Consider the following 13,315-nt stretch of genomic DNA (forward strand, 5'->3'; position numbering starts at 1 on the left):
TCTATTTAGTTTGGATATTGTGTAGAACATTGGGGTCATTGAGCGAATTTGCAATGATTTAAACTAGCAACGCAAAAATTTACCGGACGCTGGTGGACATCAGTCATGTTTTTGTCAAACTTTGATTAAATTGAACATTTTTCAACGAACGACTGTACGTACCTTAGTTCATAAACCTTAGTTAATAAGGATAATCATAATGAAAAAACTGTCTTTGGCTTTAGCGCTTACGGGTGCCTTACTTATTGCTCCGTTTAGCTGGGCACAGTCTCTCTCTGCAACTACTCAGGAACCGCTGTTCCAACTGGATGACAAACTGGTTTTAGGCCGGGTGGAAAACGTGTATTACGATGATATTCCGGAGCTGAGTGGCGTCCCGTTTATGGGCAAGATTGATACCGGCGCAGATACCACTTCCATGCATGCTGAAAACATCCATGTGAGCAGCTCACATCCCCAGTTTAAGCATCTCAAAGATAAAGATCTGATGTGGGCGGTCATGAACGATTTGGGTGGCACAAAAACCAACTGGCGGGCCAAGAAATTTATACCTTATAAACTGAAGGTGACTTATTCACTTCTTCATCCGTATAGCGGGAAGCGTATAGAAATTGAGGATGACCTGGAAAGGATCAGCGCGATTAGAAGCCGGACGAGTTCTGAGCCAATTCTAAGGCCGAATGTGAAGTTACCTCTCTCAATCGCCGGACGTCAGGTCGACACAGAGGTCAACCTGACCGCACGTAAGCAATTTTCCGCGCCGATCCTGATTGGTAAAACTTATCTGGAGGATAACGCCTGGGTATTTGCAGGATACGACTATCTGCAGCAACAACCCGGAGCGAAAATGATCGGCAAGCAAGAACTCGTCACCATTGAGGATGTTTCGTACAAGGTCAGTATTTCCACTAAGAGCCGCTACACCAATGCTCACGCACTAGATATCAAAGTGGATAAGAAAGCAGGAAAGGTCTCGTTTATCCTGGAAGGTGAAAATGGTAAGCGTCACCCGATGACACAACCGCTGATTCGTATGCTGAAAACTACTAAAGGTGAACGACCTCTGGTGTATTTGCCAGTGAAGGTGGCGGAGAATGAAACCCAGCACTGGCTGGTGTATCTGCGTGACCGTGGCCGGTTCGACTCTCAGCTTCGTTTGGGTAAAGACGTATTGAATCAGCATTTTGTCGTGGATACCGATAGAGAAAATTTGCTTGGTGGTATCGAAAAAAGCTTCAAGAGTGCATTGATGACTAAGCCTCTGGTGGTCTCTTCAGAAGAAACACTCAACATAGACGGTTATCAGCTATCCGCATACCCGACGTTTGCGGTGAAAACCCCGCTTTTACGGGTCAACGGTTTTGAGATGAGCGGACAAGGTAAGAAGGAGACCGTCACCTACTACTTGAATAATGAAGAGGGTAAAGAAGAAAAAATTACCAAGCCGGTTGTGAAAAAGTTAAAGGTGGGCGATATGGTGCGCCCAGTGGTAGAAGGTGATTTTTCTTATGGCACTCAGGAGAAGACACTGGAGTTCGCCATTGATGTTCTGGAGAACAACGAAACTGAACCATTCTTTGTCTTCGGACATGACATGGCCGCAGGTGGCGTGCTGTTTAACTCCCGCGCCGATCATCTTTTAGATGCCAAACCACTGTTCCGCGCAGGCCACATTGAAGTGGCAGACGTGGAAGGTATGTCTTTTCCCGTTAAGCTGGATACCGGTGCTGACGTAAGCTCGATTAGTGCAACGGATATTAAGCAGTTTGAAAAAGACGGCAAAGAGATGGTGAGTTTTACTTACGAAAATGACTATGGCGTGAAGACAGAGTTTACCCGTGAAGTGGTCAACGTTATGAAAATCACGGCGAAAAAAGGCGAGAAAAAGAATGTCCGGCCTGTAGTGGAAATGCGTGTCAAACTCGGTGAGTTGGAGAAGAAAATTGAGGTTAATTTACAGGATCGCGAACGCTTTAAATTCAGTATGATTCTGGGTAAAAACTTTTTAAAACATGGTGTACTGGTATCCAGCGACACTAATTATATCCTGACTGAAAAACTGGATAATAAAAAATAACGCGCAATAAAACAGCCAAAGTGGCTCTGTGTATCACGCCACTCTGGTTTTTGGGTAGACTGGCTTTTGGGTATAATTCCGGGCTTCGTATCGGGAATGACAACCAGACCACAACCACTTGTCCACCGGAAAAGGAAAGCAATTGAAAACCAAGCTGATTACACGTGAAGGTTATAACAAACTCAAACAAGAGCATGATTATCTCTGGAATGAACAACGCCCGGAAATTACAAAAATTGTCACCTGGGCTGCCAGTCTGGGAGACAGATCTGAAAATGCAGATTACACCTTCAATAAACGATTGTTGCGTCAGATTGATCGCCGAGTTCGTTTCCTCAGAAAGTTTTTACCGGAAGTCACCATTGTCGATTACTCTCCTCAGCAGGAAGGGAAAGTCTTTTTTGGTGCCTGGGTTGAGATAGAGAATGAAGCGGGTGACGTGAAGAAGTTCCGTATTGTCGGGCCGGAAGAGATCTATGGCGATGCTAAAGACTATATCTCGATCGACTCCCCGATGGCGCGCGCGATGCTCAAAAAACAGGTTGATGAAGAGTTCACGGTTAAGACGCCAGAGGGCGATAAAGAGTGGTTCATCAACTCAATTGAGTACAACTTAACTCACTAAAAAACCTGAAAAGTACCGCTAAGATAAAAAGAGTAACAATTTGCTCAAGCACGTTTGCAGAAACAGTGATACATTTTCGACAACAGATGCTTCTGAAAGGATGTTTCAATGCAGGAAAATCATAAAATATTAGTGGTTGATGACGATGCTCGTTTACGTGCTCTATTGGAGCGTTACCTTTCTGAGCAGGGGTTTCAGGTTCGTAGTGTAGCTAATGGCGAACAGATGGATCGCTTACTGACGCGTGAAAATTTTCACCTGATGGTACTCGATCTGATGTTACCGGGAGAAGATGGCTTGTCCATTTGCCGCCGCTTACGTCATGCCAACAACATGTTGCCTATTCTGATGCTGACTGCAAAAGGTGACGAGGTTGACCGTATTGTCGGTTTAGAAGTGGGCGCAGATGATTACCTGCCAAAACCATTTAACCCGCGTGAGCTGCTTGCACGTATTAAAGCGGTATTACGCCGCCAGACGATAGAGCTGCCGGGTGCTCCAAGTACCGAAGAAAAAGTGGTTGAGTTTGGTGAGTTCCGCCTTAACCTCGGAACACGAGAAATGTTCCGCGGCGATGAAGCGATGCCGTTAACCTCCGGTGAGTTTGCGGTTCTTAAAGCACTGGTTACCAATGCTCGTGAGCCAATGTCGCGCGACAAACTGATGAACATGGCACGTGGCCGTGAATATTCAGCGATGGAACGTTCTATCGACGTACAGATCTCCCGCCTGCGTCGTATGCTGGAAGATGACCCGAGCAAACCACGCTACATACAAACGGTGTGGGGCTTAGGTTACGTGTTTGTCCCTGACGGCAAAGAAGCGTAATCCGTTCATCCTTAACTCCAGTTATTCCGTCCTCAACCCTCCTGTCGAGGGCGGAAAACTCACTATCAGGAGCCTTCTCCGACTAGGAACTTTTCATGCGAATCCAAAGTTCACTCACCCAATCTATTCTTCTGTTTATCTCTTTGCTTCTCGCCAGCCAGGTCTTCTCTTATTACGCCGTTTTCAACTACGCCCTGATGCCGAGTCTGCAGCAGTTCAATAAGATTCTTGCCCATGAACTGAATCTGGTTCTCGATGCAGAGGGAGAACTGAAATCTGAGGCACCACTGCGACGCCAGTTGTTGGAACGCCTGGGTGTGACGGTTCACAGTATCGACAGCGAAAAAGCAGAAGAGTTTAACCATGCTATGACGATCGATCTGATGTCGGAAGAGATGACCCAGGAACTGGATTCTCCGACAGAAGTACGCCTGATGTTAGGCAGTGACAGTTACATCTTGTGGATGCACATCGATCAGATGCCTAACTCGATTATCCGAATCCCGCTTTCTGAGCTGCAGGAAGAAGATTTCGCACCGCTGTTCCGTAACAGCCTAATTATGGCGCTGCTGATTATCGCCGGTGGCTGGTTATTTATCCGCTTACAAAACCGCCCGTTAGTTGCCCTGGAGAAGGCGGCTAAAGGCGTGGGGCGGGGCGAGATTCCACCACCTTTACCAGAGAAAGGTGCGATTGAAATTCGTTCTGTAACGCGGGCGTTTAATCAGATGTCGAAAGGTATTCAGGAGTTAGAAGAGGATCGCGCACTGCTGATGGCGGGTATCAGTCATGATTTGCGTACACCACTGACCCGAATTCGTCTAGCAACGGAAATGATGTCACCAGAGGACAGCTATCTCGCGGAAGGCATCATCAGTGATACAGAAGAGTGTAACGAAATCATCAGCCAGTTTATGGATTATCTCAAACCGGTGAATAACCAGACATTTGAAGCCGTGTATCTCAATGACATCGCTCGTGATGTAGCCAGCGCAGAGGGTGGCTATGAGCAGGAAATTGAGACGCAAATAGAAGAATCGATCAAACCGGCATTAGGTAACCCGATCGCGATAAAACGCGCGGTGACCAATTTAGTGGTTAATGCGGTTCGTTACGGAAATGGATGGATTAAAGTCTCGACGGGGATGACGGCAGATAATCAGCTGGTCTGGGTAACCGTTGAAGATAACGGACCTGGGATTGAACCGGGGCAGATCGGTAAACTGTTTGAACCGTTTACGCGGGGTGACACCGCCCGTGGCAGTGAGGGCACCGGACTTGGTCTGGCAATCGTTAAGCGAATTGTCAGCCAGCATTCAGGTTCGGTGGTGATGCGCAACCGCAGTGAAGGTGGCTTGATCGTACAAATCAGTTTCCCGACTAAGTGAGTTTGCCAACTTAGATAATCACCGATACAAATAAAAAGCCCGACCTCAGCTTTGAGGTCGGGCTTTGTCTTATCCTATGATCAGTTTAGGATTCTTTAACTTCCTGAGTAGCAAGTTCTTCGTCTGCCAGTTTTTCAGGTAACAGCAGGTTAAGGATGATCGCCGTGATACCACCGGCAGCCACACCAGTTGAGAAAATACTCTTAATAAACTCCGGCATGAACTGCAGAATCTCTGGTTTCTGAGCAATACCCAGACCCATAGAAAATGATAGCGCCATGATAAGAATGGCACGGCGGTCTAGCTCCACACGAGAGATAATACGTACACCTGCTGCTGCAATCGTACCGAACATCACGATCGTTGCGCCGCCAAGCACAGGTTCAGGAATAAGCTGTACGAAGCTCGCCACACCCGGGAATAAGCCAAGTACAACCAGCATGCCAGAGATGAAATAACCAACGTAGCGGCTTGCTACGCCTGTCAGCATAATGATGCCGTTGTTCTGGCTGAACGTAGAGTTTGGAAAGCTGTTAAAGATAGCAGCAATAGCAGAGTTCAGGCCGTCTGCCAAAACGCCGCCTTTGATACGTTTCATGTAAACCGGTCCTTTTACCGGTTCGCCTGATACTTCTGATGTTGCGGTAATATCACCAATGGCTTCCAGCGCGGTAATAAAGAAAATCAGTACCAGCGGGATAAACAGTGACCAGTCAAAAGATAAACCAAACTGCATTGGTATAGGCAGTGCAACCAGATTGGTTTCACTCAGTTTTGATGTGTCTACCATGCCCATAAAGTACGCCATTACATAGCCAACCAGCATAGCAATCACTATAGAAGCTACGCGTATGTACGGATTGTTAGAGCGGTTCAGAATTACAATTAAGCCAAGTACGGTTCCTGCCAGCGCAAGCTTGTCCAGACTGCCGAACGTGCCGTCACCCATCGCGGCGTAGCCTCCGCCCACAGAGACCAAGCCGACCTGAATCAGTGTCAGACCAATCAGAGTGACTACGATACCTGACACCAGCGGGGTAATGATGCGGCGCGCGTGCTCAAGGACTCGGGAAAGCAGAATCTCCGCGAATGAGGCGACCAGAATGGTACCGAATATCGCCGCCATCATGGTACTGATGTCTGCTCCGCCGGCTTTTAAGGATAAACCGGCACCAATGATTGGACCCAAAAAGTTAAAGCTGGTGCCTTGTACGGACAGCAGCCCGGAACCAACCGGACCAAAGGTGCGGATCTGAATAAAGGAAGAGACCCCTGATGCAAACAGAGACATGCTGATGATGGTATTGGTCTGATCTGCCGGAACACCTAAAGACTGACAGATGATCAATGAGGGAGTGATAACGGCAACGAACATCGCCATCAGGTGCTGAACGGCTGCAAAAATCGTTTGTGGCAGTGGTGGACGATCATTTAACTGATAGACCAGTTCCGAAGGTCGGTTTGAAGTTGTCATGTTTTTCTCGCTTGTCGCAATGTTTCTTCCCCAGAGCTCGCTGAATGGGAGGTCTGGACGGAGCTGATGTTTTGATCTGTGATTGCTGTTAATCAGTGTCAGCTCAGGTTGGTTGGGGTCAACAGACCCTAAAAGTTGTGCGCGATTATAGAGTGATTTAACTAAAAAGCAAACGATTGCTTCTTGCGGAAATAAATGGCGATAACTCTGTTTTTTTCGCCATTTTATTTATTAAACTTTGGGGGGACTATGCCTTGGAATAAATGTCACGCTCACCTAACCAACGGTCAATAATGGCAGTCGCGTTCGAAGGGTAATTGTCATGAATGTGGCGCGCAATGCGCTGAACTTCGGGAATTAAGCGCTGATCTCTGACTAAGTCGGCAATCTTAAAATCAGCCAGACCAGTTTGCTTGGTACCTAATAACTCACCAGGACCACGTATTTCTAAATCTTTCTGTGCGATAACAAAACCGTCATTGCTTTCACGCAGTACCCCGAGACGTTTTTGGGCTGTTTTCGACAGTGGCGAGTGGTAGAGCAAAACACAGTGGCTGGCGACAGAGCCTCGTCCTACACGGCCTCTTAGCTGGTGCAGCTGAGCCAGACCCAGTCGTTCTGGGTTTTCGATGATCATCAGGCTAGAGTTCGGTACGTCTACGCCAACCTCTATCACGGTTGTTGCGACCAGCAGGTGGAGCTTGTTGTCTTTAAAGTCCTGCATTACCGCCTGTTTTTCCGTCGGTTTCATGCGGCCGTGAACCAGGCCAATTTTCACATCAGGCAGTTTGCGCTGCAGCTCTTCCGCAGTATCGGCGGCGGCTTGCGCTTCTAGCACTTCTGATTCATCAATCAGGGTACACACCCAGTAAGCCTGTTTGCCTTCGTTAAGACAGGCGTGACGAACACGTTCAACAATGTCATCGCGTTTAGTATCTGGAATCGCGACGGTCTGAATCGGCGTTCGTCCCGGTGGTAGCTCGTCAATCACCGAGGTTTCTAAATCTGCATAGGCGGTCATAGCTAAAGTGCGCGGAATAGGCGTGGCGGTCATGATCAACTGATGCGGATAAGCGCCTTGCTTAGCGCCTTTTTCGCGCAGCTCTAAGCGCTGGTGGACACCAAAACGGTGTTGTTCATCGATAATGACCAGTGCCAGGTGATGAAATTCGACATGTTCCTGAAACAGCGCGTGAGTACCCACTACCATCTGCGCCTCACCACTGGCAATACGTGCGAGTTCTGTTTCTTTGGCTTTACCTTTTAGTTTGCCCGCCAACCAGCCGACCTGAATGCCCATAGCTTCGAACCAGTTGGCAAAATTAATCGCGTGCTGCTCAGCAAGAAGCTCGGTTGGTGCCATGAGTGCTACTTGATAACCGTGTTCAATCGCCCGGACGGCAGCTAATGCCGCAACCAGCGTTTTACCTGAACCCACATCGCCCTGGACAAGACGCATCATCGGATGTGGTTTTTCGAGATCGCTTTCAATCTCTTTCACTACCCGTGACTGGGCATTAGTCGGTGAGAATGGCAGTTGTGCCAGCAGTTGGTTTTTCAGTTTTTCACACTGGGAAAGGGGCAAGGCAATGTCTTGTTGCCCTTTACTGCGCACCGCCAGCATAGAGAGGTTTTGCGCTAGCAGTTCTTCCATTATCAGGCGAATTTGTGCCGGGTGTTTACCTTCATCAAACTCATCCAGATTAATGGTTGGCGGCGGCCTGTGAATAGTATGCAGCGCCTGCGACATGGTGATTTGATGATTGTACAATCCGGACGGCAACAACTCTTGCACTGCGGCTTTATCAAGTAACGTCAGTGCCTGCTCAGTGAGGTTACGCAGCGTGATTTGCCTTAGCCCATCTGTCGTTGGGTAAACGGGAGTCAGGTTTTGTTCGACGTCGGGCTTTTGCTCGCCGACGCAAAACTTGTAATCAGGATGAACGATTTCCAGCCCAACCCCGCCACGTTTTACTTCTCCGTAAGCGTGTACTAACTTACCTTGAGCAAAGTTGTTCTTCATGCCTGCGGTAAAGTTAAAAAAACGCAGCGTGATGGTGCCATTACCGTCGCTGATTTTTACCGTCAGCATCTTGCGCTTACCGAAGATGGTATCTACCGCCATGACCTTACCTTGAACGGCAGCCCAGAGACCAGCATGCAGTTTGGCGATAGGGTAAATACGAGTACGATCTTCGTAGCGGAGAGGAAGATGGAACAATAAATCCTGAACCGAGTGCAAGCCAACTTTGGCAAGTTTTTCTGCGACTTTAGCGCCAACCCCGGAAAGTGAGGATAATGGAACAGCAGATAACAGTTGGGCAGACATAGCAGGCTCAGGAAAATGGTTAACATTGCAGTATGTTAACCACTGAGCTGTGTTTTTGTACAGGAATAAATAAAGATCCTAGGGTAAAGAAGGTCCTAGGTCCTAGAAAAAGACTAGGAATACGGAGCGCTTCGCTTACGGATTACAGAGCTCAATGGTTAAAATTCGTCATTCTGGACAGCGACGAAGGAGCGTGATTCAGAATCTACTTTCCGCGAGTACTGGTGCTTAAGGCGTTAGCTTCGCTTCTGCATTAGTTGTACGTAGATTCCTGATGTCGCTATGGCTCCTCGGAATGACGGAAAAGGAGGCTGAATACGGAAAGCGAACATTCGGTAGTCTGTATTCCCAAAAAGCAAATATAACAATCTACGTTTATCGCTTTATTTCCAACAAGCTCCCCCTAGGATCTAGGGCCTTTCTTTTACCTAGAACCTATTTTTGCTGCATCTCTTTCCACCATGCTTCATCTGCGACGATTTGACCTTCGTCGTCCAGTGATGGGTAGGCGAGGCCTTTGCGTTTGGCCACTTTGGCTAGAACTGGATGTCCGCGTTCAAATAGGATTCGGTTGATGGTTTCTTCTGGCAAAGCGCTTTCTTCACGCTCATACATGCCAGCCGCTTCGCGCTGACGCTGAGCTTCATAAAGAATTACCGCACTGGCGACAGAAACATTAAGCGACTGCACCATGCCAATCATCGGGATGATGATGTCTTGATCGGCGAGCCGTTTCGCTTGTTCAGAAGCACCTACTTTTTCGCTGCCTAATATGATTGCAGTTGGTTTGGTGTAGTCAATGTCACGAAAATCGACCGCTTTCTCCGACAGGTTTGTCACCAGTACCTGCATGCCCTGCGCTTTAAGTTCGGTAATGGCGGCTTCAATTGAGTCGTGAGTGTCAACTTCTACCCAGTTACGTGCGCCCGCTGAAGTGTGGCTTAGGGTGCGCATCTTATCTGGCCAAATCGCGTGGACTTTATGCAGGCCGGTAGCATCGGCAGTACGGATAACCGCAGAGACATTGTTGGGTTTGTGGACTTCTTCAAGGCATAACGTCAGATCAGTCTGGCGAGCTTTGAGGACTTGGTGGATACGGTTGTAGCGTTCTAAATTCATCTTTGTTTAACTATAAAAAAATCGCCACCTTGTAGGTGGCGATGAGTGTTATCTTCTTCTGCGTCTGACTCGGGTCGCATGTGGCATCGCTTTGATTTTTCGCATGATGCTAGCAAGGTGGACCCGATCTTTGGTGGTTAACAGTACCGTGACGGTATACAGGCGACCATCGCGCTCTTCCGTTGACAAGCCATGAATATTTGAGCCTGTTTTCGAAATGACATTGGTGAGCTCTGCAAGCGCTCCTTGGCTGTTTAACATGTCGACTTTCAGTTCAGCGATGAACTCTTTGTCGTAATCGTCAGACCACGCCACCGCCATGTAGCGATCCGGCTCTTTCTGGTAGCCACGCACGTTTGGACAGGTTTCGCGGTGCACCACTAAGCCACGTCCTGGAGAGACATGAGCAATAATCGAATCATCTGGAATAGGGTGACAACAGTTGGCAAAGGTCAGCAGTAACCCTTCAGCGCCACGAATCGGCAGTTTCTTCTTCGCATCGGTTGGAATCGAACTGGTCGTAGTAAGTTCTTCGGTGTCACCAAGCAGACGACGCGCAATGACGATACTCATCAACTCACCCAGACCAATCGCAGCGAGCAAGTCATCTGTGCTGGCTAAGCGAAGATCGGCCAGAACTTCTTTAACGTTTTCTGGGTAAATCGTATCAATCGAGTGTCGACCAAGGGCATGGTTTAGCAAGCGACGACCTAATGTGATCGACTCTTCCCGGCGCATTGTCTTCAATACTTGGCGAATTTTAGTGCGGGCACGAGAGGTCACCACATAGTTCAGCCATGCGGCATTTGGACGCGCGCCCGGTGCACTGATGATTTCAACCGTCTGGCCGTTCTTCAGCGCTTTGCTGAGAGGGTAAGGGTTGCGATCAACACGCGCACCAACACAGGAGTTACCCACATCAGTGTGCACAGCATAAGCGAAGTCAACCGCGGTTGCGCCCAGTGGCAGTTCGACGATACGACCTTTTGGTGTGAACACGTAAATTTCGTCCGGGAACAGGTCGGACTTTACGTTTTCAATGAATTCAAATGAGTTACCGGCACTTTGTTGCAGCTCAAGCAGACTTTGCATCCAGCGCTGAGCTTTAACTTGTGCGGTGGTACCCGAGCGGTCGCCTTTGTCTTTGTAAGACCAGTGCGCGGCAACACCTTTATCTGCCATTTGATCCATATCTTCAGTACGGATCTGAACTTCAACCGGAACCCCGTGAGGGCCGACCATAGAAGTGTGCAGTGATTGATAGCCGTTCGCTTTTGGTACCGCGATATAGTCTTTCATCCGGCCCGGACGTGGTTTGTACAGGCTGTGTACCTGACCCAATACGCGATAACAGGTATCAGAAGTGTCAACCACTACGCGGAATGCGTAGATGTCCATGATGGTATGGAAGCGCTGCTCTTTGGTCTTCATCTTGTTATAGATGGAGAACAGGTTCTTCTCACGCCCGACCACACGGGAGCTCAGACCTACATCGAGCAACCGGCCTTCAATCTCGCTGTGAATACGCTGGATCATCTCTTTACGATTACCACGCGCTGTTCTTACTACTTCTTTCAGTACGCGATAACGGTTTGGGTAAAGCGCTTCAAAGCCCAGCTCTTCCAATTCTGTCTTGATATTGTGAATACCAAGGCGGTGAGCGAGCGGTGAATAGATTTCTAACGTCTCACGGGCAATACGGCGTTTTTTGTCTGGTCGCAGTGCACCAAGCGTTCGCATGTTATGCGTTCGGTCGGCCAGTTTGATCAGAATAACGCGGATGTCCTGCACCATGGCCAGAACCATTTTGCGAAAGTTCTCTGCCTGAGCCTCTTTACGGTCACGGAATTTGAGTTTGTCTAGTTTAGAGACACCATCAACCAGTTCAGCGACGGTAGTGCCGAATTGCTCTTCGAGGTCTTCTTTGGTGACATCACAATCTTCAATGACATCGTGCAGCAGGGCTGCTTGGAGGGTTTCAATATCTAGGCGCATTTCGGCCAGGATTCGAGACACAGCAACAGGGTGGATGATGTACGGTTCACCACTAGAACGGGTTTGCCCTTCATGGGCATCTCTCGCTACCACATAAGATTGACGCAGAGCCTCAATCTGAGGCTCTGTTAGGTATTCTTGGGCAACGTCTTTGAGGCTATCGAATAGATACAAATTATAGGCCCGGGAGGTTGTTGAATTCTCGAGTCAGAATTAACGGTTGTGAGCGATGCTGCTTACTGCCGCTAGCTCTGCCGCTTCTTGCTCTTGTTGTTCCTGACGTTCACGAGCGTCCAGAACTTCTTTCGTAATTAAACCTTCTTCGATTTCGCGAAGAGCGATAACCGTTGGTTTATCGTTCTCTTCTGGCACTAGTGCATCTTTACCGCCAGTTTGCATTTGACGAGCGCGGCGAGCCGCAATCAGTACTAGGTCGAAACGGTTGCCAACTTTTTCAACAGCGTCTTGAACAGTTACGCGTGCCATGAGGACTCCAATTAGTTAACTAAAATTTTAGAATGACGAGAAAGTATACAGCCTAACTACTTTATTTACTAGCAATTAGACAAGCCACGGTTGGTGGACTTTCTACAATGTTTTATTGTCTGTTCTTTACTACGCAAAAGTACTAGTAAAGAAACAAAAATTCTTTATGTTTACAGCGAGACTTCTTCTTAAAGTTACTCTGCTAACAACGCGTCAAGCATACCTTTATATTTAGCAGCTTGCTTTTCTTCCTTCAATCTTTCCGCACGCAGAATGGCTTTAAAGTCCACCAGTGCGGTATCGAAGTCGTCGTTTACAATCACGTAATCGTACTCGTTGTAATGCGAGATCTCTGACTTGGCTTCTGCCATACGTTTGGCAATCACCTCATCACTATCCTGGCCACGAGTGTTTAAACGACGCTCTAGTTCGCCATTGGATGGTGGCAGGATGAAAATGCTCTTTGCTTCTGGCATTTGCTGACGAATTTGTCGTGCGCCCTGCCAGTCGATATCTAAGAACACGTCGATACCTTTGTTCAACGTTTCTTCAATCCAGATGCGAGAGGTGCCGTAATAGTTGCCAAACACTTCCGCATGCTCCAAGAAGTCACCTTGCGCAATTAACGCTTCGAACTCGTCTTTTGACACGAAGTGGTAGTGAGTACCGTTTTCTTCACCAGGACGCATGTCGCGAGTGGTGTGAGACACAGACACTTTCATAGCGTATGTCGGATTACGCTCCAGCATTGCTGAGATCAAGCTGGATTTACCTGCGCCGCTAGGTGCAGATACGATATAGAGAGTACCTTTGCCCATTGTACTGTTCCACTTCTGATTAGATTGAATGAATGCCGGAAGAAGCCCCGACAGTCTTATTACGATAGCACTGGCCGTGTGGAATCAACCACTACAGGGACTGATATTGGTGATAATCCCGCCAGAAAAATGGAGGCGAAGAGTATCATGATCTCTATTTTGTTGCCAGTTGATCT

The 13,315-nt window shown here is 48.1% G+C and carries 10 protein-coding genes; 4 read left to right on the top strand and 6 right to left on the bottom strand.

The genetic code is table 11. From position 1 onward, the window contains the following. Positions 1 to 199 precede the first annotated feature (199 nt). The 4 genes from KHN79_RS00780 (at position 200) to envZ (ending at position 4,918) form a co-directional block, all read left to right on the top strand. Positions 200 to 2,077, top strand: coding sequence for a RimK/LysX family protein (locus KHN79_RS00780; protein WP_182009842.1), 1,878 nt, complete (start codon positions 200 to 202; stop codon positions 2,075 to 2,077). A gap of 142 nt (positions 2,078 to 2,219) precedes the next feature. Next, a complete protein-coding gene (gene greB, locus KHN79_RS00785; RefSeq protein ID WP_182009841.1) occupies positions 2,220 to 2,702 on the top strand; it encodes a transcription elongation factor GreB in 483 nt (160 codons plus the stop codon). 108 nt (positions 2,703 to 2,810) lie between these two features. Further along, complete coding sequence (ompR, locus tag KHN79_RS00790; RefSeq protein ID WP_182009840.1) at positions 2,811 to 3,530, top strand: two-component system response regulator OmpR; 720 nt, start codon at positions 2,811 to 2,813, stop codon at positions 3,528 to 3,530. A 95-nt stretch (positions 3,531 to 3,625) separates the two neighbouring features. Further along, a complete protein-coding gene (gene envZ / locus KHN79_RS00795; RefSeq protein WP_182009839.1) occupies positions 3,626 to 4,918 on the top strand; it encodes a two-component system sensor histidine kinase EnvZ in 1,293 nt (430 codons plus the stop codon). An 85-nt stretch (positions 4,919 to 5,003) separates the two neighbouring features. Here the strand turns inward: envZ and KHN79_RS00800 are convergent, their stop codons facing one another. The 6 genes from KHN79_RS00800 to gmk form a co-directional block, all read right to left on the bottom strand. Further along, complete coding sequence (locus tag KHN79_RS00800; RefSeq protein ID WP_182009838.1) at positions 5,004 to 6,392, bottom strand: uracil-xanthine permease family protein; 1,389 nt, start codon at positions 6,390 to 6,392, stop codon at positions 5,004 to 5,006. A 247-nt stretch (positions 6,393 to 6,639) separates the two neighbouring features. After that, positions 6,640 to 8,721: an ATP-dependent DNA helicase RecG gene (gene recG, locus KHN79_RS00805; RefSeq protein ID WP_182009837.1), complete on the bottom strand. Its 2,082-nt coding sequence runs from the start codon at positions 8,719 to 8,721 to the stop codon at positions 6,640 to 6,642. A gap of 435 nt (positions 8,722 to 9,156) precedes the next feature. Then, the gene (gene trmH / locus KHN79_RS00810) at positions 9,157 to 9,840 is read right to left on the bottom strand and encodes a tRNA (guanosine(18)-2'-O)-methyltransferase TrmH (protein ID WP_182009836.1); all 684 of its coding nucleotides are present in this window, start codon (positions 9,838 to 9,840) and stop codon (positions 9,157 to 9,159) included. Positions 9,841 to 9,888: 48 nt separating this feature from the next. Beyond that, positions 9,889 to 12,009, bottom strand: coding sequence for a bifunctional GTP diphosphokinase/guanosine-3',5'-bis pyrophosphate 3'-pyrophosphohydrolase (gene spoT, locus KHN79_RS00815; RefSeq protein WP_182009835.1), 2,121 nt, complete (start codon positions 12,007 to 12,009; stop codon positions 9,889 to 9,891). Positions 12,010 to 12,048: 39 nt separating this feature from the next. Beyond that, positions 12,049 to 12,321: a DNA-directed RNA polymerase subunit omega gene (gene rpoZ, locus KHN79_RS00820; RefSeq protein ID WP_005379346.1), complete on the bottom strand. Its 273-nt coding sequence runs from the start codon at positions 12,319 to 12,321 to the stop codon at positions 12,049 to 12,051. 194 nt (positions 12,322 to 12,515) lie between these two features. Next, positions 12,516 to 13,139 carry a guanylate kinase gene (gmk, locus tag KHN79_RS00825; protein WP_182009834.1) on the bottom strand — a complete coding sequence of 208 codons (624 nt, stop codon included), beginning with the start codon at positions 13,137 to 13,139 and terminating at the stop codon, positions 12,516 to 12,518. Between the last annotated feature and the right edge of the window lie 176 nt (positions 13,140 to 13,315).

Source organism: Vibrio sp. B1FLJ16 (assembly GCF_905175385.1).
Lineage (GTDB): Bacteria > Pseudomonadota > Gammaproteobacteria > Enterobacterales > Vibrionaceae > Vibrio.